This is a genomic window from Streptomyces sp. NPDC059917, assembly GCF_042730635.1.
In the GTDB taxonomy this organism is placed as follows: domain Bacteria; phylum Actinomycetota; class Actinomycetes; order Streptomycetales; family Streptomycetaceae; genus Streptomyces.
Genome location: NZ_JBHWLC010000072.1, coordinates 18822 through 41076 on the forward strand (window position 1 = coordinate 18822; position 22255 = coordinate 41076).

Consider the following 22255-nt stretch of genomic DNA (forward strand, 5'->3'; position numbering starts at 1 on the left):
GGGGCGGCGTCAGGATGCGGAGCAGTGTGTCGGGGGAGCTGGCGCGGGGGCGCTGTCGGTCGTGCGGGGCCTCCGGCGTGCGAATCGAGGGCCCGCTGTCGTGACGCGGCGGTGGGGCCGGCCCGTGCGTACCACTGTGGACCTGGAGAAGAAGATGATCAGGAACGTCGGCCGCACCCTGCGTGCGGCCGCGGTGACCGCCGTCGTCGGCGTCGCGCTGGCCGCGGCGCCGGCGAACGCCGCGGCTCCGGTCTGGGAGACGCTGTCGCAGCCCGTCGCCGGGGAGGGGGGCGCGTACATCCTGCCCCTGGACGCGCAGAACGCCTTCGCCAAGACCCGCCGGGGCACCTGCGGCAGTTGCAGGCTGTCGGAGAAGGTGTGGCAGAAGACCGGGAACGCCTGGAAGGAGCTGACGCCGCCGGCCGACGCGAGCGTCACCACGCTGACCGCCACCGCCACCGACGACCTGTGGGCCATCGGCCGCAAGGACACGAGCACCGGCGTCTTCCGCATCCACCACTACGACGGGACCAGGTGGTCGGGCAACCTCAACCCGGACACCCGGAACCTCGAATTCCAGGCAGCCGAGGCCGTCGGCCGCAAGAGCCTGTGGGCGGTCGGCAACTCCCGCGCGGGCGGCCGCTGGACCCCGGTGGTGACGCACTGGAACGGGACGTCCTGGAACACCACCACCTTCGACCAGTTCTCCGGCGACCTCGCGGCCATCGACGTACGGGCGGAGAACGACATCTGGGCCGTCGGCCACCGCGACGCGGGCGGTACGGCCAACGACCGTTTCCAGGCGCTCGCCCTCCACTTCGACGGCACCCGGTGGACCGAGGTCCCGGTTCCGGGTACGGCCAAGGTCAGCACCCTGCTGCAGGAGGTCAGGAGCAACGGCCCCGACGACGTCTGGGTGTCGGGCTCCGTCCTGGACGAGAGGGGCCAGGGCGCGCCGCTCACCGGGGCGTACGTCAACCACTGGGACGGCACCGCGTGGACCCGCCGTGACGTCCCGGGGGCCACGTTCGCCCACTCCTTCGCCGTATACGGCGGCCAGGTCCACGTGGGGGTCAGCGGCGCGGGGAACCTGCTGCGCTGGACCGGTGGCGCGTGGGAGGTCGTCGGCGGGATCCAGCCGGGCATGAACGGCGTGTCCTCGCTGGCCAGCACGCCGGACGGCTCGCTCTACCTGGCCGGTTCCAGCGGATTCGACAGCGTGTTCGGCGGCCTGACCTACTACCTGCAGCGCCTGGCCGCGCCCGCCGCGCGCTGACCGCACGCCGTACGCGCACGGCGCGGAAGTGCGCACCCCCCACGAAGGAGTGCGAGAGGGGCCCCCAACCGGCCACGAGCCGGTCGGGGGCCCCTCTTCTCGTGCCGGGACGGGGGCGCCGTCGACGCGGGCGGACCCGGGCCCCGTTGATCGACTTAGCTCCTGCGAACGACGGAACGGGGACCGGCGCCCCCTCCGCGCGACTCCGGGGACGGGCGCGAACCCGGCCGCTCCCTCCCCACCCCGCTCCACCCGCCACCCCTCCCCCACGGGCACCCGCGCGCGGACACGGAGGGTGACGGAAGAGGGCGGGGGCACGCGGTGCGCGGGCCTCCCCGCGGAGCTCCGGACCCGACGAGTTCAGGCCATCCTGGCCGCCCCTGCCCCTTGTCCGGGCGGTGGTGTGCGTCGACGAAGGCCCTCAGGGGCACGCTTGACGGAGCCTCAGATCGATGTGAGAGATTGTCACTCCTCGCATGAAGAACTGTTGAACGGATCTCCCGCGAGGCACGTCGGCGACGGCGGATGCCGGGCCCAAAGGCCATGTCAGGACGCTCTCGTGAGCGCTGAGCTGGGCTTTTGTCGCGCCCTGGCAGGCGTCGAGGGGCCGAAGAACCGGGTGATAGCATCCCGGCATCTGTGATCTTGATCTACTTTGACGCAGATGCAGATTTGCGATCGGCGCCATGTTCTCCGCGTAACAGCAGGTGGACGGTGCCGATCAGTTGCGTTGCGGGGCCTCTCGAGGTGCATCTGCAGCCGTCCGCACGCCATGCGCCGGGAAAGGTTTCCATGAATCGAGACGCACTTGTGTGGTGCTTGGTTGCGGTGGCGGCGATAGCCGTGGTCGCGGTCGCGGCACTCGTCGCCCGCAACAGGGCGCTGGAGGCGAAGAAGGAGCAGGCGGAGGCCGAGCTGCGGCAGCAACTGCTCACCGCCGACGGCCACCTGCACGCCTCGCGCGCCGAGCTGCAGAGGTTCCGCAGCGGGCAGGAGGCCACGCTCCGCGAGGCCAAGGAAGCGGCGGAGGAGAACACCAAGGCCGTCCTCAAGGGCGCCGCCAGTCTGCTGCAGAGCCTCGCGGCCGAGCAGACGACGCTCCTGGACGGCATCCAGCGCACGTACGGCGGCCACGCCGTCCTCAGCGACCTGCTGGACGTCAACCACGCCAACGCCCAGATGGCGCGCAAGGCCCAGGGCATCGCCGTCATGTGCGGTGCGCCGCTCGGCCGGCGCAACAGGCCCGCCAGCGTCTACGACGTGGTGCGCAGCGCCCAGAGCCAGATCCGCAACTTCCACCGGGTCGCCATCATGCAGCAGACCGGTCTCGCCCTGAAGGCGTCCGCGGTCGCGCCCGTCGCCCTCGCCGTGGCGGAGCTGCTCGACAACGCCGCCAGCTTCTCGCAGCACGACGCTCCGATCGAGGTGACGTTCCAGCGCGTCCAGAGCAACCTGTGCATCGTCATCGACGACGCCGGTGTGAGCATGAACGACGAGGACCGGCAGCGGGCGACCGCGCTGCTCTCCGGCGAGGTCGCGCCCCGGCTGTCGCAGCTCGGGACGCAGCCCAAGTTCGGCTTCCCGGTCATCGGCCTGATCGCACGTCAGCACGGCTTCCGGGTGGACGTCACCGGTGTCTCCCGGTACGGCGGCGTCAGGGCCGTCGTCCTCCTGCCCGAGGAGCTGTGGACCATGGAGGAGATACCGACGGCCCCCGAGGCCCCGGTCAGCAACATCCGGCGCGCCCCCGAGAGCCGGCCGCAGGTCGCGCCCTCGCGCACGATGCACGGTCTGCCCAAGCGCGGCGCGCGCCAGGCGCCCATCGCGAGCGTGCCCGATCCCGGCGACGCGCCGCCGCCGGTGCGGGCCCCGCAGGAGTCGGGCCGCCCCTCCGGGCGCGGCCTGGGGGCCTTCCAGCGCGGCACGCTCTCCGGTCGCAACCTTGACGTCACCTCGTTCGAAGGGCCCGAAGAGGCATGACCGCAGACCTTTCGTGGATGCTCCAGGACATCGTGCACAACGTGCCCCGGGCCCGGCACGCCGTCCTGCTGTCCGCGGACGGCCTTCCGCGCGGCGCGACGGAGGGGCTGGCCGAGACGGACGTGCGCACCATCTCCGCCGCCATGGCCGGGATGCAGTCGCTCAGCCGGGCCGCGGCCCACTTCGCCGGACCGGAGGAGGACCGGCAGTGGAACCAGACCATCATCGAGTTCTCGCACGGCTGGAGCTTCCTGATCGGGGCGGGGCAGGGCTCGTACCTCGCCGCCGCGGCCGCGCCCGACGTGGACATGCAGCAGATCTCCTTCCGCATGCACCGTCTCGTCGCCCGGCTGGGCACCAACCTCACCTCGCCGCCCCGGGTGAGTGCCGAGGAGGTCGCGGGCGGGCGCAGGGGCGCCGGTCGGCAGCAGGACGCCGCCCACCCCGGATTCGTCCTCGGTGAGCTCGACCAGGTGGTGTCCGAGGTCGAGGGCGCCCGCCACGCGGTGCTGCTGGGCTCGGACGGGCTCCCCCGCGGGGCGACGGCCGGGGTGAGCCGCGACCTCGCGGACACGATCTCCGCGGCCATGACGGGCATCCACGCCTACAGCCGGGTCACCTCCCAGTTCGCGGGCGCCGCCGAGGACGCGCGGTGGCGCCAGACGGTGATCGAGTTCCAACACGGCTGGATCTTCCTCATGGCCGCCGGCCCCGATGCCTTCCTGGCCGCCGCCGCCGAACACGACTGCGACATCGAGAAGTTCGCCACGCGGCTGCACGAGGTGGTTCCCCGACTGACCGCGGCGGCGACACCGGAGAAGGGGACAGGCCATGCCTGACGGGTCCGAGCAGGACGAGGAGTTGGAGCTGACGTCCCCGTTAGTCCCCCTCTTCGTGATCACGAACGGACGGGCGCTGCCGCCGGACCACGAGTACGAGCACACCACGCTCGTGACCGCCGCGGCGGCGCAGGACGCGCCGGTCTCCGCGCGCACCCTCTCCCCCGAAGCGGGGCAGGTCATGGACCTGGTCGCGAACGGCTTCCTCTCCGTGGCCGAGGTGGCGGGACACACCCGCCTGCCCCTGGGCGTCGTCCGCATCCTGCTGGCGCAGCTGGAGGAGGACCGTCTCATTCTCGCCAGGACGCCGATACCGCGTGCCGAACGGGTTGACAGGGAACTGGTCAGCGCTGTGCTCGAGGGCCTGAAGAATCGATTCGGAGCGTAACCCGTGTACCTGGATCCAGATGTCTCCCACGCGGTGAAGATCCTCATAGTGGGGCACTTCGGGGTCGGCAAGACCACCTGCATCGGCAGCCTCTCCGAGATCGAGCCGCTGCGGACCGAGGAGGAGATCACCGAGGCCAGCGTGGGCTTCGACGACCTGTCGGGCACCCCCGACAAGACGACCACGACCGTCGCGATGGACTTCGGTCGGCTCACGCTGAGCGACACCCTGGTGCTCTACCTCTTCGGAACGCCCGGCCAGGAGCGTTTCAAGGAGATGTGGGAGGAGCTCTCCCGGGGAGCGCTGGGCGCGCTGGTCCTGGTCGACCCGGAGCGGCTGCACGAGTCCTTCCCCGTGCTGGACCTCGTCGAGCGCTTCGGCCTGACCTACGCCATCGCCGTGAACCACTTCGCGGGCACCACGTCCTACCCCCTCGACGAGGTGCGCGAGGCCCTCAACCTCACCGCCGAGACCCCCGTCGTGGAGTGCGACGTGCGGGACGAGAACTCCTCGGCGCAGGCCCTCATCACCCTCGTGAAACACCTCATGTCCCAACTCGGCTAGGAGCGCAGGAATGCAACAGCCCCGTGATCCCCAGGAGATACCCCCCGGCTGCCCCGCGCACGGGAACGTCCAGCTGTACGGCGCGGCCTTCGGGGCCGATCCCGACGGCCACTACGCGCAGCTGCGTTCCTTCGGGCACAGCGCGCCCGTGGACATCGCCCCCGGCGTCCACGCCGAGCTCGTCACCACCTACGACGCGGCCCTCTACGTCCTGCAGAACCCCGCCTCCTTCGTGCGCGACTCCCGCCGCTGGAACGCCCTGGCCGAAGGGCGCGTCCCGGCCGACAGCCCGGCGCTGCCGATGATGGGCTACCGCCCCAACGCGCTCTTCAGCGACGGCGCCGCCCACGCCCGACTGCGGCGGGCGGTCACCGACAGCCTCGCCACGGTCAACGAGCACCAGCTCATCCGGCAGACGCAGCAGTCCGCCCAGTACCTGATCAGCCAGTTCAGCACCGATGTGCTCGGGCAGGCGGAGTTGATGGCCGAGTACGCCCAGCCGCTGCCCCTGCTGGTCTTCAGCGACCTGTTCGGCTGCCCGCCCGAGATCGGCGACCGCGTGATCGCCGGGATCAGCGGCATCTTCGAGGGGACCCCCGGGGCCGACGAGGTCCTGGGCGGGGCGCTCACCGAGCTGATCGCCCTCAAGCGGCGGCGGCCGACGGGCGACCTGACCACGCGCCTGATGGAGCACCCGGCGCAGCTCAGCGACGAGGAGGTGCTGCACCAGCTGGTCACCCTGCTCTCCGGCGGTACGGCCCCGCTCGCCGCCGCCATCGGCACCAGCAGCGCCCTGTACCTCGGCGAGGACTGGCAGGAAGGCCTGCCGGTCGAGGACGCGGTCTGGCAGACCCTCTGGAACTACGCGCCGATCGCCAACTACGCCGCCCACTACCCGACGCACGACGTCGAACTCGGCAACCGGGTGGTCCGCGCCAACGACCCGCTGCTGATCTCCTTCGCAGCGGCCAACACCGACCCGAAGCTGACCGCGCACCGCGAACAGCTCAACACCAAGGCTCACTTGGCCTTCGGCGCGGGTCCGCACGCCTGCCCCGCCAAGGATCCGGCCTTCATGATCGCGGTGACGGCCGTGGAGGCGCTGCTGAACCAGCTGCTGGACGTGGAGATGCGCGTCCCGTTCAAGTCGCTCACCTGGGCGCCGAGTCCGTGGAGCCGCACGCTGGTCACCCTGCCGATCCGCTTCACGCCGCGGTCCGCTCCCCAGGCGGCCGAGACGATGGGGTCGACCGCGGGTCAGCCGCACCAGCAGCAGCCGGTCGCGCCCTCGCCCACCGGCGCCACCGCCCCGCCCTCCCACGCCGGACCGGAGCGCCCGAAGGCCGGTGGCGCGCCGCAGGCCAAGGGCGGACTGTTCAGTCGCTTTCTGGCCTGGACCCGGGGCGAATGAGGCGTATGTGATCCCAGCAGTCCCACGAACCTCCTGAGTAGCCGGCCTCCATGGATGCTTTAACGATCATGTGGGTATGCATGGCGGCTGGTCTTCAGAAAGGAGCCGCCATCATGGGGGTTGCCACAACTCCGTCGTACGACCGCAGGGCGTCCGCCTCCCTCTTCTCCCGTCTGCGCACGGCCGGAGGGCAGGCCGACCCCTTCCCCATCTACGCGGAGCTGCTCGCACGGGGCGAAGTCGTGCCCGCTCCCTGGGGCGGCTCCGTGGTGACGGGCTTCGCCGCCTGCGACCAGGTCCTGCGCAGCCGCGAGTGGCTGGAGCCCGACCGGGCCTGGCGCGCGCGCCAGGAGTCGGGGACGCGCTGGAACGCCTCCTCCTCGCGCGAGATGAGCAACACGCTGGCCGCGCTCAACACCCCGGACCACACCCGGGTGCGGCGGGCGGCCGGTACCTTCGACCGGTCCACGATGGAGTGCATCGGCCGCCACGTGGACCGGGCCACGCATCGACTCCTCGACGCCTTCACCGAGCGAATACGCACCGGCGAGGCCGACTTCTCCGCGCTCGTCTGCGAGGAGCTGCCGGTGGCCACCATAGGCGGCTGGCTCGGGCTGCCACCGGCGGACTGGCCCAGGCTGCGGGAGTTGACGCACGACCAGGTCTTCGCCCAGGAACTGCTGCCCTCGGCCAGCCAATTGGCACTGTCCGACGCGGCCACGCTCGAACTGCGCACCTATTTCACGGAGTTGGTGCGCGAACGACGCTCCCGTCCCGGCGACGACCCCGTCACCCGGTGGATCCGGACGTGGGACGGGATCGAGCCCGACCGGGACAAGGCCGACGAGGGCGTCTACTTCCTGGTGCTGTTCATCCTGTTGGCCGCGCTGGAGACCACCTCGACGCTGCTGGCGACGACCGCGCTCCGGCTCGTCGAGAGCCCCGAACGCTGGGACGCGGTCGCCGACGACCCCGACCTCGTGTCCGGGTTCGTGGAGGAGTCGCTGCGCTACGACCCGCCCACCCACGTGATCAGCCGGGTCGCCTCGCGGGACAGCGTGTTGGGGGGCGTCGAGATCCGCCGGGACGAGATGGTCCACCTGCTGGTCGGAGCGGCGCACCGGGACCCGGCCCGACACCACGACGCGGACCGCTTCGACCCCCGGCGCGCACCCGGCCACCTCGCCTTCAGCGGCGGCATCCACTACTGCCTCGGCGCGCCGCTGGCCCGCCTCGAAGCCACGACCCTCCTCCACCAGCTGATCCGGCGCCTTCCGCGCCTCACCCTCGTACGCCCCCCGTCGATGGCGCCCCGCGTGGCCTTCCGACGCCTGCTGAACCTGGACGTAGCCGTCGCATGATCGAACCGCCCCGCTCCCCCACGCCCACCCACGCCCCCACCCCCGGCCCGGCCCCCGCGCGCGCCCGGATCGCCCCCAAGGCGGTGCGCGTCGACCAGGACGGCCCCGTGCTGCACGTGCGCCTCAACCCCTGGGGGCAGGAGGACACCTTGGACACCGCGGTCCTCGACGACCTCATCAACCTCCTGGACGACCTGCACGAGAGACCCGACGTCCGGATCCTGACGCTCTCGTCACTGGGTACGGACTTCTGCCTCGGCGCCGACCGCGGCGAGTACCGGGAGGCGCTGGCCGCCGATCCGTCCGGGGTCGGCCTGCGGCGCGTCGCCGACAAGGCGCACCGCCTGTGCCAGGCCCTGGAGAACACCCACGCGGTCACCATCGCCCGGCTGCACGGGCGGGTCATCGGCGCGGGTCTCGCCCTCGCCTCCTTCTGCGACCTGCGCGCCGGTGCGGACACCAGCCGCTTCCGCATGCCGGAGGTGGGCGTGGGGCTGCCGCCCGCGTGGGGCGGGGCGATGGGACGCCTGGTCGGCGAGGTCGGCGCCTCCCGGATCCGCGAGCTCATGCTCACGTGCGACGTCTTCGACGCCGGGACGGCCCACCGGCTCGGCCTGCTCCACCGGATCGCCCCCCTCGACCGGTTGGACGAGGTGATCGCCGCCTGGACCGGGCCCCTCGTACGGCGCTCGCCCGAGGCGCTCGTGCTCACCAAGCGGATGCTGGCGGGCTACGCGCGGGCGGACCGCACGGCGGACGCCTCGCTGCTCGACTCGCACCTCCTGGCCGCCTCCCTGCACCAGCACGCGAGGGGCTGACCCGCGGGCGCGGAACACCGGCGCCGTCGCCAGCGCGCCCGGCCGTGGGCCCCGGGCCGGCGCTGTCGGAGCCGGTGGCTAGCCTGTTGCGGTGAAGTACAACGATGACCTCCCGTTCCCTGCCGCGCTCGCCGCCGCGATGGCCGCCCCGTTCGACTACGCCGACGGCCACGGCGTCGACTTCGAGCCCTTCCCCGCCTTCCTGTCCGTCGCCGACACGACCGACTGGTTCCAGGCCTGGACCGGGAACCACGAGATCGACGGCAGCGACTTCCACGTCTTCGGACAGGACGGTACGGGCGGATACGCGGCGTTCTGGTCGGTGCGTCCGGGCCGACCGCTGGCCGAGCAGCCCGTCGTCTTCCTCGGCTCCGAGGGCGAGACCGGCGTCGTCGCGCGCGACCTGGGCGACTTCCTGTGGCTGCTGGCCGACGGCTGCGGGCCGCTGGAGGCCGTCACCTCGTACGCGCCCGGAGGAACGGCGCCCGCCCCGCCCGAGTTCGCGGAGATCGCCGAGCGGTTCGCGCCGGACCGGCGCCGCTCGGCCGGCGCCGTGATCGAGCTGGCGGCCGAGGAGTTCCCGGACTTCGAGGAGACCGTCATGGAGCTCTGCCGCTGACCCGTCGCCCCCGCCGACCCGCTCCCCGGCGACCGGCCGGTGAGGCGAACGGGCAGACTGGAGCACATGTTCTTCGGGGAAGTCGTGGTCGATCCGTCGTGGACCTTCGCGCTGGCGGAGGCCCTCGGCGACCGTTGGTACGAGACGGACGACGTGGACCTGACCTTCCCGGAGACGCTCGAGCAGCTCCGCTCCTGGCTGGAGGATCCGCGCGACTTCGAGAAGCGGCACGCCTTCTACTGGCGGGCCGCCATCAAGGACTTCGAGCACGGCGCCGAGCGACTGGGACCGCGGTACGCGCGGGGGCTGGCCCCCCATCTCGACGCGCTGCGCTCCGCGCTGGCGGGCCTGCCCGCGGCGGGGGCGCGGGAGCGGGTGGCGCTGGCCCACCGGCTGCTGCTCGCGCTCGACCGGGCGTCCTGCGCCGAGGACGCCCTGCTCCTGGCCTGGCAGGACCTCGCGGCCTCGGTCCGGGACGGCCTGGGCCACGAGGCCGTCCGGCTGCGCACCGCCCTGCTCCGCGCCCTCCTGGAACGCTCCCAACGCGGCTGCGCCGGGCTGCTGGGCGTCGTCGCGGGCGTCCTGCGCGACCGGAGCGCGGACGTCCGCGGGGCCCGGCACGCCCTCGGGGAGCCCACCGGCCCGGACGCCCCGGCCCGGCGGGGCTCCGGGGCGGTGGCCGCCCTGTCCGAGGAGGAGCGGCTCGACCTCGCCGCGCGCCTGCTGACGGCCGCCCCGCGCCGGGGCCACCACGTGGTGTGGCACGCCTTCGCGAAGGCGCGGATCACGGGCATGACGCAGACCTTCGGCCCGATCACCCTGTACGACCGGGAGTGGTTCCAGGGCAACGCGGCCGAGGACGGCCCCCACCGGCACCTGCTGCCGGACGAGGTGACCCGGGAGGGGTCCTTCTTCCCCGCCGACGGCTTCCCGGACGCACCGGACGTGGTGCTCGCCCGCGTCGATCTCGGCGTGGGCGCGCTGGCGGACGCCCCGGCGCTCTCGCGCCTGCGGGCCCGGTCCATGATCCTGGCCGCGACGTTCCCGCAGGACTTCCGCGGCTGGGAGATGTACCACGGGCACGTCCACACGGTCGACGGCGACTTCGCCTCCCACCACGCGTTCTGGCCGGCCGATGAGGAGTTCGGGGTACCGCACCTGTCCATGGAGGCCACGGCCGACCGGCTGGACCGGATGGGCCCGCGCATCGCCCCGCACCTGGCCGGAGCCGGTGCGGACCTCGCCGACGTCATCGACGCGGTGGGCTGGTGGAAGGCCTCCGGTACGCAGCCCGCGCTGCCGGCGGTCGTGATGGACGTGCGCATCCTCGAACTGCTCGCCACCAGGGTCTCGGGCCAGGAGTGGTACCGCTACCTCGACGACTTCCACAAGAACGCCTGGATCCGGCAGCGGATCACCGAGGCGTTGACGCGCGTGGCCTGGCACGCCCGGGACGACCTGGGGCACTTCCCGCCGGACGTCGGCCGGGCCGCCGAGGCGCTGCACCGCACGGTGGTGCGGCACGGGGGCCCGCGCTTCGCCGTCGACCTCCCCCGGTTCGTCTCCGTGCTGCCCGAGCTGGTGGAGGTCTACCCGGTCCACAGCAAGCAGCGCCGACGTGCGCGGGGCGCGGCCGCGCGGGTGGCCGGGGCCGAGGGCATGCGGGGCTGGCACGCGGAGCTCGAGGAGCGCTGGTCGCGGGCGGTCGACCGCTTGCGGTCCGTGCGCAATTCGCTCGCGCACGGCGGGCCCGTCACGCCCGGGGCCGCCGCCTCGGTCGCGCCGCTCGCCCATGTCCTGGCCGGCACCGCCCTCACGGACAGCCTCGCCTCGCTGCTCGAGGGCGAGCCCCAGGCGACGGCCCACGTCGAGCGCCGTGACGCCGCCGACGCGTGGGCCGCCCGGTGGGTCGCGGGCACTCCCGCGGGCGAGATGTTCTAGGGCCGTGACCGCACGGGTTCACCGTGCCACGGCGGGGGGTTACAGCCCCGCCACCGCCTGCCGGGCCACGCGGGCGGCGTGGGTGGTCAGGTAGAAGTGGGCGCCGTCGTAGACCTCGCTGGAGAAGGGGCCCGTGGTGGCGGTGGCCCAGAGGGCGGCCTGCTCCGGGGTGACGCGGGGGTCGGCGTCGCCGGAGAGGGCGAGGACCTCCGCGCGCAGCGGCGGGGTGCCGGGGGCGCGCCGGTAGGCGTCGATCAGGCGGTAGTCGTTGCGGATGATCGGGAGCAGCATCTCGCGCAGTTCGGCGTTCTCCCAGACCTCGGCGTGCGATCCGCCGAGTGCCTTGACCGAGGCGATCAGTTCGGCGTCCGTCACCTCGCCGGCGCCGACCGGGGGCGCGTCCAGGGCTCGTCCGGAGGCGCAGAGCCGGGTGAAGTGCGTGGCGCCCGAGGCCTCCAGGCGCAGGAGGGTCTCGTAGGCCACCATCGCGCCCATGCTGTGCCCGAACAGCACGGTGGGGCGCGGCGGTTCGGCCGCCAGCTCGGCGGCGGCACCGGCCGCGAGTTCGGCGAGCTCCCCCACCAGCGGTTCCGGGAAGCGGTTCTCCCGGCCCGGGTACTGGATCGCCAACAGCTCGACGGACGGGTCCAGGTGGCGCGCCCAGCCGCGGAAGAAGCTCGCGCCGCCGCCCGCGTGCGGGAAGCACACCAGGCGCAGGGCGGGCGCGGCCGGTGAGACGTGGCGGACCAGGTACGGCATGCGGGACTCGTTTCGTCAGCCGGGGAGCGGATCACCCGGCGCGGTGGGGGCGCGGGCAGCTCGTCCGCCGCGCCGTCGCCCGGCGGGGCGCCCCGGGCGGGGCGGTCCGCGAAACGACGCTCACCCCCCGATGATCCTCATGATCATAGACAAATGGGGACAGCCGCCACCACCCCACGAGAACGCCGCGTGACCTCGCGCCGCGGTCCGAACGGGGTCACCGCGCCGCGGTGGCGGGGGTGGTCAGCGCGCGGGCCAGCGGGGAGAGGGCGACGCAGAACAGGGCGGCGCCGAGCGGGATCAGGTCCAGGCTGACGGCCATCGCGGCCACGGCGAGCACCACGGCCACGGGACGCCAGGCGGCGATGCGGCGCGCGACCGCCAGCTGCGCCACGAGCCAGATGAGGCCGACGTAGAAGAGCATCGGGCCGACGGTGTAGACGGCGGGCATCACCCCGGGCTGGCTCTGGACCTGCTCGAAGAGCTCCTTCATGGCGGGCTTGTCGGCCGCGCGGAGGCCGACGACGATGTCGATCACACCCTGGGCGGTGACGGCCAGCACGCCGATCAGGCCGAGTGCGGTCGCGGCGCGGGCGCTGCGCCGACCGGCCGCGCCGGCCGGTTCGACCAGTCGGCGCAGCCCCGCGAAGACGGCCCCGAACAGGAGGACCCCGAGGGTCATGGCCAGGTGCCCGACGGTCCAGGAGAGGTCCGGTCGGTGCTCGGGGGCGCTGAGCCGGACGGCTCCGTAGACCAGCATGCACAGCGGGCCGACGTAGAAGGCGGCGCGCGTCAGCGCGATGCGTCGGGGTCCCCAACTCCGGTCACTGCGGGTGGTGTTGGGGGTGTGCGGGCGGAGGGTGGCTGCTCGGTCGCTCATGGGTCGATCCTGTACGCCGCGGGGTTGACCGCGTATCGGGAATCACCCCGAGGCGACCCCGAGGCGTCCCTGACGGGCGGTCATGGTCACCGCCCGGGATTCAGGCGGCACGCCGCAAGCCCCTCGTCACCAGCAGGGTCAGCGCCCCGGCGAGCAGCCCCCAGAAGGCGGATCCGATCCCCAGCAGGGTCACGCCCGAGGCGGTGGCCAGGAAGGTGACCACGGCGGCCTCGCGGAAGGTCTCGTCGGAGAGGGCGGAGGAGAGCGAGTTGGCGATGGTGCCGAGCAGCCCGAGCCCGGCGATGCCGAGGATGAGGGCGGTGGGCAGCGCCGTCAGCAGGGAGCTGACCGTGCCGCCGAAGACGCCGACGCACAGGTAGAACAGCCCGGCCCAGACTCCGGCGAGGTAGCGGCGGTCGGGATCCTCGTGCGCCTCGCGCCCGGTGCAGATCGCGGCCGTGATGGCGGCCAGGTTCAGGCCGAAGCACCCGAAGGGCGCGAGCAGGAGGTTGGTGGCGCCCGTCCAGGTGATCAGCGGGGACACCGGGACCCTGCCGTACCCGTCGCCGCGCAGCACCGCGACGCCCGGCAGGTTCTGCGAGGCCATGGTGACCACGAACAGCGGCAGGGCCACGCTGACGATCACCTGCCAGGAGAACGCGGGCGCGGTGAAGACCGGTTCGGCGAGCGCGAAGTGGACCAGCCCGGGCCGCAGGGACCCCTGACCGGCCGCGACGGCCACGCCCACGGCGAGCGCCAGGACGATCGCGTACCGGGGCAGCAGCCTGCGGCCCAGCAGGTAGGTCGCGAAGAGCGCGAAGACGACGGCGAAGTGGTCGTTCATGCTGCGGAAGAGGCCGGTTCCGAACTGTACGAGCACCCCGGCCAGCAGTCCCGCCGCGAGCGGCACCGGGATCCTGCCCATGATCCGCTCGAACCAGCCCGTGACCCCGCTCAGCAGGATCAGCGCGGCCGACACGAGGAAGGCGCCGACGGCCTGCGCCATCGTGACGCCGTGCAGCCCCGACACCAACAGGGCGGCGCCCGGGGTGGACCAGGCGGTGACGACCGGCGCGCGGTAGCGCAGCGAGAGGCCGATGCAGGTCACGCCCATGCCGACGCCGAGGGCCAGCATCCAGGAGGTGACCTCCCGGGCGTCCGCGCCCGCGGCCCGTGCCGCGGTGAAGACGATGGCCGCGGAACTGGTGACGCCCACCAGAACGGCGATCAGTCCGGCGGTGACGGCGGACGCGGGGGCCGCCGTGCGTATCGTGGTGCCGAGGGTGTTCGCGGTCTTGGGCGACTGGTTGCGCATGAGTCAAGATCGCACATCGCGCCACCGCCCGACCAGGAGCTTTCGGCTGCCGGGCCGTTACGGGTGGACGTGGCCGAAGTAGCGGCGGCAGTCCCGCAGCATCCCCTCGTCGGACAGGGTGAACACGTCGACGAACTCGCGCCGCTCGGGGCTCAGGCCCATCACGACCACGCAGTCGCCGTCGGCGACGATGCGGTGGATCTCGTGGGTGCCGCCGGTGGCGAACCGCTCCAGTGCGCGGCCGTCCCCGGCGTCCCCGTCGAGCAGGGAGCCGTAGCCGTCGAGGTCCCCGGTGTCGAGGTAGTGGTAGGCGAGACGGGCGTGTTCGACCCCCGAGTCGGTGATGACGCGACTGGGCGGGATCCGTCCCGGGATCCGACCGGGCCGACTGTTCATGTGGGGGGTCCTCTCGTCACAACGCACCCGGCGGGGTACCGGCACTCACACCGTGCGCCGCGGCCGCAACTCACGACTATCCCGGTCCTATCACCGGGAGCCCTCGACATGCGTCCGCCTACGCTCTGACCGGCTGAAATCCGCTGTTCACACCGAGCGGCCACACCGTCACACATAATCTCCACACCATGGACAACCGAAGAGACATTCGGGAAGACTGATCTCGGTTCTCCACCCCATCTCCGTTCACCCTTGAGCGCATCAGGCGTGCCCTCCAGCTGGGAGACTCATGACCGATTCACCCGGCGGGACGCCTTCGCCGACCCCCGACGCGCCCGTCTTCCGGATCCTCGGCCCTTTACAGGTCACCGGGCGCGGCGGGCCCGTGCGGATACCGCCGGGCCGGCAGGAGGTCATCCTCGCGGCGCTGCTGCTGGAAGCGAACCGGGTGGTCAGCACCGACTACCTGGTCGACCTGATCTGGGACGACGAGCCGCCGGACACGGCGCGCACCCAGGTGCAGATCTGCGTGTCCCGGCTGCGCAAGCTCTTCTCCACGGCGGGCATCGCGGCCGCCATCACCACCCGGCCCCCGGGGTACGTGCTGCAGACCGACGGTGATTCGGTCGACGCGGCCGTCTTCGCGCGCCGGGTCGCCGACGCGCGGTCGGCCGCCAAGCTGGGCCGTGCGGCGGAGGCCGTCGAACTGCTGCGCGCGGCCGGTGAACTGTGGCTCGGCGACTGCCTCAGCGGGGTGTCGAGCGAGACGCTGCGCAGCAAGGCGCGCCAGCTCGACGAGGAGCGGCTGACCGCTGCCGAGACGCGCATCGGGCTGGAACTCGAACTCGGCCGCCACCACCAACTGGTGGGTGAGATCCAACTCCTGGTGCACGTGCACCCGCTGCGCGAGGGCCTGCGGGGCCAGTTGATGCTCGCGCTCTACCGCTCCGGGCGGCAGGCGGAGGCCCTGGAGACCTACCGGGTGGGCCGGGAGCTGCTCATCGACGAGCTCGGGCTCGAACCGGGCGCCGAACTGCGGCGGTTGGAATCAGCCATTCTCTCCGCGGAAGTCGCCCCTCCGGCGGCCCTCGCGCAGGCCGCGGGCACCGGCGCGCCGAGCGCCTCGGGCGCCCTGCCGAGCGCCGCTTCCGGTCCCGCCCCGGTCGGTCCGTACGACGGCCCGCGCGCCCGGGAGGCGGCGGGCGGGCCCGCCGCCCGCGTCGCCGCGGGCACGGCGTCGCCGGATCCGGCGACGGCCGGCGGCGCCCAGGTCAGCACGGGCGCGCCGGTGGGCATCAGCCCGTACGCGAGCGTGCGCGGCCCCGCGCCCGAAAGCACCCCGGGGGTCGGTGGCCGACCCGCGGTGGGACTGCTCGGGGGCGCGTCCGCCGTGGCCGCGGCGGGGCCGGACACGGCCTCCGCGCCGGGGCCGCAGAGCGAATACCGGGAAGAACTGCCCCGACAACTTCCGGCCGATACCTCGGACTTCGTCGGAGACGAGGAACAGATCCTGCGCATCGAGCGGACCCTGCTCGGCGAGCCCGCCGAAGGGGGCACGGGCGGGCGCGGGCGGCGGGCCGTCGGACTCGCGGTCATCGTCGGCAAGCCCGGCACCGGCAAGTCGACCCTGGCCACGCACATCGCCCACCGGGTCAGCGAAACCGGCTTCCCCGACGGACAGTTGTACTGCGACCTGCGCGGCACCGGCACCCCGGCCACCTCCACCGAGGTGCTGGGCCGCTTCCTGCGCGCCCTCGGCATCCCCGGCCCGGTCATCCCCGAGTCCCAGGACGAGCGCGCGGAGATGTACCGCACGCTGCTCGCCTCCCGGCGGGTGCTCGTGGTCCTGGACGACGCCGCGTCCGAGAGCCAGATCCGCCCCCTGCTGCCCGGCAGCAACAGCTGCGCCGTCCTGGTGACCAGCAGGGTCCGGCTGACCGCGCTGCCCGGCGCGCACCGGGTGGAGCTGGACGCCCTGGACACGCAGCGGTCGCTGGAACTGCTGGTCCGGATGATCGGCGAGGACCGGGTGGCGGGCGAGGCCGTCGCCGCCGAAGCCCTGACCCGGACGGTCGGCGGGCTGCCGCTCGCGCTGCGGATCGTGGCGGCCCGGTTGGCCGCCCGCCCGCACTGGACGCTGGCCTCGATGGTGCACCGCCTCGCCAACGAGCGGCACCGGCTGGACGAGTTGACGCACGGCGAGATGACGATGCGGGCCAGCCTCTCGCTCACCCACGACGGGTTGGGCCCCGCCGACCGCAGACTGCTGCGGCTGCTGAGCCTGGCGCAGGGCCCCACCCTGCCCGGCTGGCTCGCCGGAGCGCTGCTGGACGACGACCGCCCCTTCCCCTCCGACCTGCTGGAGCCGCTGGTCGACGTACAGATGCTGGACGTGGTCGGGGTGGAAAGCACCGGTGGCTTCCGCTACCGCTTCCACGAGATCATCCGGGTCTTCGCGCGCGAGCAGCTCGCCACCCATGACGATCCGGCGGCCCAGTCGGGGGCGCTGCGCCGGATGATGGGCGGTTGGATGGCCCTGGCCGAACAGGCCCACCGGCGCATCTACGGCGGGGACTTCACGGTGCTGCACGGTTCGGCGCCGCGCTGGGAGCCGCCGGCGAGCTGTGTGAGCGAGCTGCTGGTGGAGCCGTTGGAGTGGCTCGACAGCGAGCACGCGAACCTGGTGCAGGCCGTGGAGCACGCGGCGCGCGAGAACATGGACGAGCTGTGCTGGGACCTGGCGACCACGCTGGCGACCCTGTTCGAGGCGCGCGGCTACTTCGACGACTGGGAGCGCACCCACCGGCTCGCCCTGGACGCGGTCCGCTCGGCGGGCAACAAGCGGGGCAGTGCGGCGCTGTTGAGTTCGCTCGGCGTCCTGCACCTGGGGCGCAGCCAGCACGAGGAGTCACGGGCGGCGCTGACCTCGGCGCTCGGCCTCTTCGAGGAGCTCGGCGACCGGCAGGGGTTGGCACTGTGCCACCGCGACCTCGCGCTGCTGGAGCGGATGCGGGGCAACGAGGACCGGGCGCTCGCGCTGTACGACCGGGCGCTGCGGGACTTCGACCGGGTGGGCGACGTGGTGGGCCGGGCGATCGTACTGACCCAGAGTGCGCAGATCTGGATGCTGCGCGGGCAGAGCGCCACCGCGCAGAGCAGGCTGGACGAGGCCCTCGGCATCTACCGGTCGGTCGGGTACACGGGCGGCCAGGCCCGGACGCTGCGCCGGGCGGGGCAGTTGTTGCAGAGCCAGGGCGAACACGAGGGTGCGGTACGGACGTTCACCGAGGTGTTGGAGCTGTGCCGGGACACCGGCGACGTGATCGGCCAGGGGCACCTGCTGCGGGACCTCGGGCAGGCGCACGCCGAGCTCGGTCGGGACGCGGCGGCGGTGGCCTTCTTCGACCAGGCGCTGTCGGTGCGGGAGCAGATCATGGACCACGGTGGGGCCGCGCTGGTGCGCCTCGATCTGGCGCGGCTGCTCTCGTCGGCCCAGGGCTCGGGCGAGCGTTCCCGTTCCCGGGAGTTGCTGGAGAGCGCGGTGCGCACGTTCCGGGACCGGCGGATGGAGCCGGAACTGACGCAGGCGCGGGTGCTGTTGGGCGATGCTCCGGCGGCGGGTTCCGTCGCCGGGGCCTGACCTGCGGCCTGCCGGGTCGGCCCCGGGGATCAGTCCCAGGGGTTGGTGACCTTGGTGGGGGTCGGCGAGGGGACGACGGCCTGCGGCGCGGCGCCGTCGTCCGGACCGGCGCCGGACTTGGCGCTGCCGGGCTGGGTGGTGGCGCTGCCCGCACCGCCGGTGGCCGCGTTGTCGGCGAAGGCGACCTGGGTGCCGAGTACGGCGGCTCCGGCGAGGGCGGCGGTGACGAGGGCGGTCCGCAGGGCGTGGGCGATGCTCATCAGAGGTGTCCTTCCGTCGGTGCGCTCCGGTCTTCCGGGGCGCTTCCTTCTTTCTGGACACCAACTTAGGGAGGGGCGGAATCTCCGCACCGGTCCCGCTCCTATCGTCGCGTTATCACGGGGAGCAGCCCCCGTTATCGCCGCGATAACGACGCCGCGCGGCGCCGCCCCCCGGTGATAGCGGGGGACGGGTCCGCCGCGATGCCCCCGCAATAGCGCGCTGGCGAGTATGGGAATCCGGAACCGGGCCGCATCACCCCAGGCCCCGCCGTTCCCCCACACCCATGCCGGGAGCGCATATGAACACGGCCACGCTGACCAGCTCGACCCAGGAATCCGCCCAGCTCGGCGCCTTGATACGGGCGCACCGACTGCGGATCGGCCTCACCCAGCGGGAGCTGGCCGACCTCTCCACGATCAGCGTGCGGGCCATCCGCGACCTGGAACAGGGCAAGGCCCGGCGCCCCCGTACGGACACGGTGCGGCTGATGGCCGAGGCGCTGCGGCTCGGACCCCGGGCCCGTACGGCGCTGGAGGCGGCGGCCCAGGCCGGCCGCGGCGGGGGCGGCCGGGACGCCCTGACCGAACCGCCGGCGCCGCCGACCGCGCTGCACCCGTTGGTGGGGCGCGACGGCGAGGTGGCGGTGCTGGCCCGCGAGCTGTCCTCGGGCGCGGAGCGGCTGGTGAACGTGGTGGGACTGACCGGGGTGGGCAAGACCCGGCTGGCGCTGGAGGTCGCGGGGCGGCTGCACGGGGAGGGGATGCCGGTGCTGTGGTTCGCTTTCCCGGGCAGACCCACCGACTATCTCCCCTCCGCGGACGGGGAGTTGACGGTGCGGGTCGGGGCCGCGGTCGTGGAGCTCTACGACGCCGACCCGGCGGACGGGACGCGGCCCGGCGGGGCGGGTCCCGGCGCGGTGGGTCCCGGCGCGGTGGTGTCACGCGCTCCCCTCGGCGCCGACGAGGGGCTCGCCGGGCTCCTCGGGGACCGGCCCGCGCTGCTCGTCCTCGACGGCGCCCCGCCCGGCGCGCCCGGAGCCGAGCGGCTCACCCGGCTGCTGCGCGACTGCCCGGGGCTGCGGCTGCTGGTCACCTCCGAGCAGCCCTGGGAGGCGCCGGGCGAGCGGATCTTCCTGCTGTCCCCGCTGGTGGTCCCGGCGCGGGACGCCGCCGAGCCGCTCGTCGCCTCCTCCCCCGCCGTGCGGGTGTTCCTGGACCACGTGCGCCGCGTGCGTCCCGAATTCGTCGCCGGACCCGCCGAGTTGGAGCGGACCGCCTTCCTCTGCCGTCGGCTCGACGGGCATCCCGGAGCACTGGCCGCCGCCGCGTCCTGGTTGGTGGTCTGCGACCTGGCCGCCCTGTGCCACGCCCTGGACGCCGACCCGGTCCCGCTGCTCGACCACCTCGGCGGGGCCGCCGGCGGCGATGCCTTCCACCGGCTGCTCCGCGACCGGCTGGCGCGGCTGGCGCCCGGCCCCCGGGAGCTGCTCGCCGCCCTGTGCGCCCGCGCCGGGGAGGACTTCGAGCTGGTCGACATCACGGCCCTGACCGGCCGCAACCTCTCCGAGTGCGGCCGGATGCTGCGCGAGCTGCTGATCAGCGGAGTGGTGCGGGCCGCCCACGAGGGCGGCAGTTCCCGCTTCCGGGTGCTGGGGATCGTACGGTCCGCCCGCACGGCACAGGCAGCATCGGCAGCTTTCCCCACCCCCTGAACTGCTCGCGGAGTGCCGTCGCAACTGCCGCCCGCGTCCCCCGCCGGGGCATTGGATGGCGCTTGGCCGGACGAGAGCACCCCGATCTGATCTGCCCCCGCCCCACCACCGAAGCGATCACGAGGAGTCCCCGCATGCCCCGCAAGCCGTCTGAACAGAGCGCCGCGCACGGGCCGGCCGCTGTGCGGCTGCCCCTGTCGGCAGCGCAGCGCGACATCTGGATGGCCCACGGGCTCGACACCACCGGTCGCCGCTACAACATCGGCGAGCACCGGGAGATCCTCGGCCCGCTGGACGCCGAGCTGTTCGCCTCGTGCTGGTACCAGGTGGCCCGCGAGGCGGACGCGATGCGCATCCGCGGCACCGGCTCGGACGAGGAGGGGCTGTGGCAGCGGGTGCACCCGGAACCGGGTGCGGACCGGCTGGTGCGGCTCGACCTGAGCGGGGAGCCGGATCCGGCCGCGGCCGCCCGGGCGTGGATGGCGGCCGAGCTGGCCCGGCCCTTCGATCTGGCGGAGGGCTGGCTGAGCCGGCACGCGCTGATCAGGGCGGGCGGCGGCGGTGCGGACGGGCCGCAGCGGTGGTTCTACTTCGGGGCCTTCCACCACCTGGCCATCGACGGCATGGGCATCGCCCTGCTGGACCGGCGGCTGGTCGAGCTCTACGAGCGGGCGGCGGCCGGGGAGCCCGCGGGGCCGAGCACCTTCGGTTCGCTGGCGGAGGTACTGGCGGAGGACGCCACGTACCGCGCCTCGGAGGCGGGCGCGGCCGATCGGGCCTACTGGGCCGGGCATCTGGCCGGGCTGGCGCCGACCCCGCGGCTCGGTGAGGGCCGCACGGCGCGGGAGCCGGGCGCCACGGACGCGCTGCCCTTCGTACGGCGGACCCTGCTGCTGGCGCCCGCACAGGCGGACCGGCTGCGCGAGGTGGCCCGGGCGCACCGCTCGACGTGGACGATGCTGATGATCACCCTGGTGGGCGCGTACGTGCACCGGGTCAGCGGGGCCACCGAGCTGTCGCTGGGGCTGCCGGTGACGGCCCGCTCCACCGAGCTGACGCGACGCACGCCCGGCATGCTCTCGAACGTCATCCCGCTGCGGGTGCCGGTCGCGGCGGCCGGCACCCTCGCCGAACTGCTGGCCGTGGTGGGCGCCGAGGCCCGACAGAACCTGCGGCGCCAGCGGACCCGGTACGAGGACATCTGCCGCGACCTCGGGCTCGGCGAGGCGGAGCGCCGGATCACGGCCCCGCTGATCAACATCATGGCCTTCACGCCGGGCATGCCGTTCTGCGGTCAGCCCACCACCCAGCACAACATGAGCAACGGGCCGGTGGAGGACCTGGCGGTCGGCATCTACGACCTCGGTGCGGAAGGCGGGCTGCGGATCGACTTCGACGCCTCGCCCGACGTGTGCGACGTCGAGGCGATCGCGGGACACCACGACCGCTTCGTCCGCTTCATCGCGACGGCCCTGGAGGACATCGAACGACCGCTGTCCGAGGTGGAGTTGCTGGGTGCGGTCGAGCGCCGGCAGGTCCTGGAGGAGTGGACGGGCTCGCGCTCCGAGATCGGGGAGGCCACCCTCGCCGAACGCTTCGAGGAACAGGCCCGCCTGCGCCCCGACCACACCGCCCTCATCAGCGGCGCCGAAGAGGTCAGCTACGCGGAACTCAACGACCGCGCCAACCGACTCGCCCACCACCTCACCACCCGGGGCCTGGCCCGCGGACACCTCGCCGGCATCCTCCTGGAGCGCGGCACCGACTTCGCCGTCGCCCTCCTCGCCGTCATCAAGACCGGCGCCGGATACGCCCTCCTCGACCCCGACTTCCCCGACGAACGCCTCACCACCACCGCCCACGACGCCACCCTGCACACGGTCGTCACCGACTCCCGGCACGCGCCCCGACTCCCGGGCCCCTGGACCACCACGGTGATCGACGCGGAGCGCCCGTACATCGAGGCTCAGCACACCAGGAACCCCGGGACCCGCCTCACCCTGGACGACGTGGCGTGCGTGATGTTCACCTCCGGCTCGACCGGACGCCCCAAGGGCATCCTCTCCAGCCACCGCAACCTCATCTCCACCCTCACC

18 protein-coding genes are annotated in these 22255 nt (G+C 73.3%); 13 read left to right on the plus strand and 5 right to left on the minus strand.

Annotation, left to right across the window (positions count from 1 at the left end):
• Positions 1 to 124 precede the first annotated feature (124 nt).
• The 10 genes from ACFWAR_RS31275 to ACFWAR_RS31320 all read left to right on the plus strand — a co-directional run bounded on the left by ACFWAR_RS31275 (position 125) and on the right by ACFWAR_RS31320 (position 11197).
• Positions 125 to 1276, plus strand: coding sequence for a hypothetical protein (locus tag ACFWAR_RS31275; protein WP_385784383.1), 1152 nt, complete (start codon positions 125 to 127; stop codon positions 1274 to 1276).
• Positions 1277 to 2068: 792 nt separating this feature from the next.
• On the plus strand, positions 2069 to 3256 hold the full coding sequence (locus ACFWAR_RS31280; protein WP_385784386.1) for an ATP-binding protein: 1188 nt from the start codon (positions 2069 to 2071) through the stop codon (positions 3254 to 3256).
• Positions 3253 to 4095: a roadblock/LC7 domain-containing protein gene (locus ACFWAR_RS31285; protein WP_385784389.1), complete on the plus strand. Its 843-nt coding sequence runs from the start codon at positions 3253 to 3255 to the stop codon at positions 4093 to 4095. Before ACFWAR_RS31280 ends, ACFWAR_RS31285 begins: the two co-directional genes overlap by 4 nt.
• On the plus strand, positions 4088 to 4483 hold the full coding sequence (locus ACFWAR_RS31290; protein WP_385784391.1) for a DUF742 domain-containing protein: 396 nt from the start codon (positions 4088 to 4090) through the stop codon (positions 4481 to 4483). Before ACFWAR_RS31285 ends, ACFWAR_RS31290 begins: the two co-directional genes overlap by 8 nt.
• 3 nt (positions 4484 to 4486) lie before the next feature.
• On the plus strand, positions 4487 to 5047 hold the full coding sequence (locus tag ACFWAR_RS31295; RefSeq protein WP_385784394.1) for an ATP/GTP-binding protein: 561 nt from the start codon (positions 4487 to 4489) through the stop codon (positions 5045 to 5047).
• Positions 5048 to 5057: 10 nt separating this feature from the next.
• Positions 5058 to 6458, plus strand: a complete 1401-nt coding sequence (locus ACFWAR_RS31300; protein ID WP_385784397.1) for a cytochrome P450 — start codon at positions 5058 to 5060, stop codon at positions 6456 to 6458.
• A gap of 113 nt (positions 6459 to 6571) precedes the next feature.
• Entirely contained in the window at positions 6572 to 7819 is a 1248-nt protein-coding gene (locus tag ACFWAR_RS31305; RefSeq protein WP_385784400.1) for a cytochrome P450, read from the plus strand.
• On the plus strand, positions 7816 to 8637 hold the full coding sequence (locus tag ACFWAR_RS31310; RefSeq protein ID WP_385784402.1) for an enoyl-CoA hydratase/isomerase family protein: 822 nt from the start codon (positions 7816 to 7818) through the stop codon (positions 8635 to 8637). The genes ACFWAR_RS31305 and ACFWAR_RS31310 overlap by 4 nt, the downstream gene beginning before the upstream one ends.
• Before the next feature lie 91 nt (positions 8638 to 8728).
• Positions 8729 to 9256, plus strand: coding sequence for an SMI1/KNR4 family protein (locus ACFWAR_RS31315; protein ID WP_385784405.1), 528 nt, complete (start codon positions 8729 to 8731; stop codon positions 9254 to 9256).
• A gap of 66 nt (positions 9257 to 9322) precedes the next feature.
• Positions 9323 to 11197 (plus strand): hypothetical protein, encoded by a 1875-nt coding sequence (locus ACFWAR_RS31320; protein ID WP_385784408.1) that lies wholly within the window; start codon positions 9323 to 9325, stop codon positions 11195 to 11197.
• A 39-nt stretch (positions 11198 to 11236) separates the two neighbouring features.
• On the opposite strand, the gene ACFWAR_RS31325 is transcribed toward ACFWAR_RS31320, so the two are convergent.
• From ACFWAR_RS31325 to ACFWAR_RS31340, 4 genes are all read right to left on the minus strand, one after another.
• Positions 11237 to 11956, minus strand: coding sequence for a thioesterase II family protein (locus tag ACFWAR_RS31325; protein WP_385784410.1), 720 nt, complete (start codon positions 11954 to 11956; stop codon positions 11237 to 11239).
• Between the two features lie 217 nt (positions 11957 to 12173).
• The gene (locus ACFWAR_RS31330) at positions 12174 to 12836 is read right to left on the minus strand and encodes a hypothetical protein (RefSeq protein ID WP_385784412.1); all 663 of its coding nucleotides are present in this window, start codon (positions 12834 to 12836) and stop codon (positions 12174 to 12176) included.
• 100 nt (positions 12837 to 12936) lie between these two features.
• Entirely contained in the window at positions 12937 to 14151 is a 1215-nt protein-coding gene (locus ACFWAR_RS31335; protein ID WP_385784414.1) for a benzoate/H(+) symporter BenE family transporter, read from the minus strand.
• Positions 14152 to 14208: 57 nt separating this feature from the next.
• Positions 14209 to 14547: a hypothetical protein gene (locus ACFWAR_RS31340; RefSeq protein ID WP_385784417.1), complete on the minus strand. Its 339-nt coding sequence runs from the start codon at positions 14545 to 14547 to the stop codon at positions 14209 to 14211.
• Between the two features lie 289 nt (positions 14548 to 14836).
• Between ACFWAR_RS31340 and ACFWAR_RS31345 the strand changes: the two genes are divergently transcribed.
• The gene (locus tag ACFWAR_RS31345) at positions 14837 to 18187 is read left to right on the plus strand and encodes a BTAD domain-containing putative transcriptional regulator (protein ID WP_385784420.1); all 3351 of its coding nucleotides are present in this window, start codon (positions 14837 to 14839) and stop codon (positions 18185 to 18187) included.
• 29 nt (positions 18188 to 18216) lie between these two features.
• On the opposite strand, the gene ACFWAR_RS31350 is transcribed toward ACFWAR_RS31345, so the two are convergent.
• Complete coding sequence (locus ACFWAR_RS31350) at positions 18217 to 18447, minus strand: hypothetical protein (protein WP_385784422.1); 231 nt, start codon at positions 18445 to 18447, stop codon at positions 18217 to 18219.
• 299 nt (positions 18448 to 18746) lie between these two features.
• Between ACFWAR_RS31350 and ACFWAR_RS31355 the strand changes: the two genes are divergently transcribed.
• On the plus strand, positions 18747 to 20159 hold the full coding sequence (locus tag ACFWAR_RS31355; protein WP_385784424.1) for a helix-turn-helix domain-containing protein: 1413 nt from the start codon (positions 18747 to 18749) through the stop codon (positions 20157 to 20159).
• Between the two features lie 134 nt (positions 20160 to 20293).
• Positions 20294 to 22255 (plus strand): condensation domain-containing protein (locus tag ACFWAR_RS31360; protein WP_385784427.1); only part of this gene is annotated, 1962 nt, incomplete at its 3' end.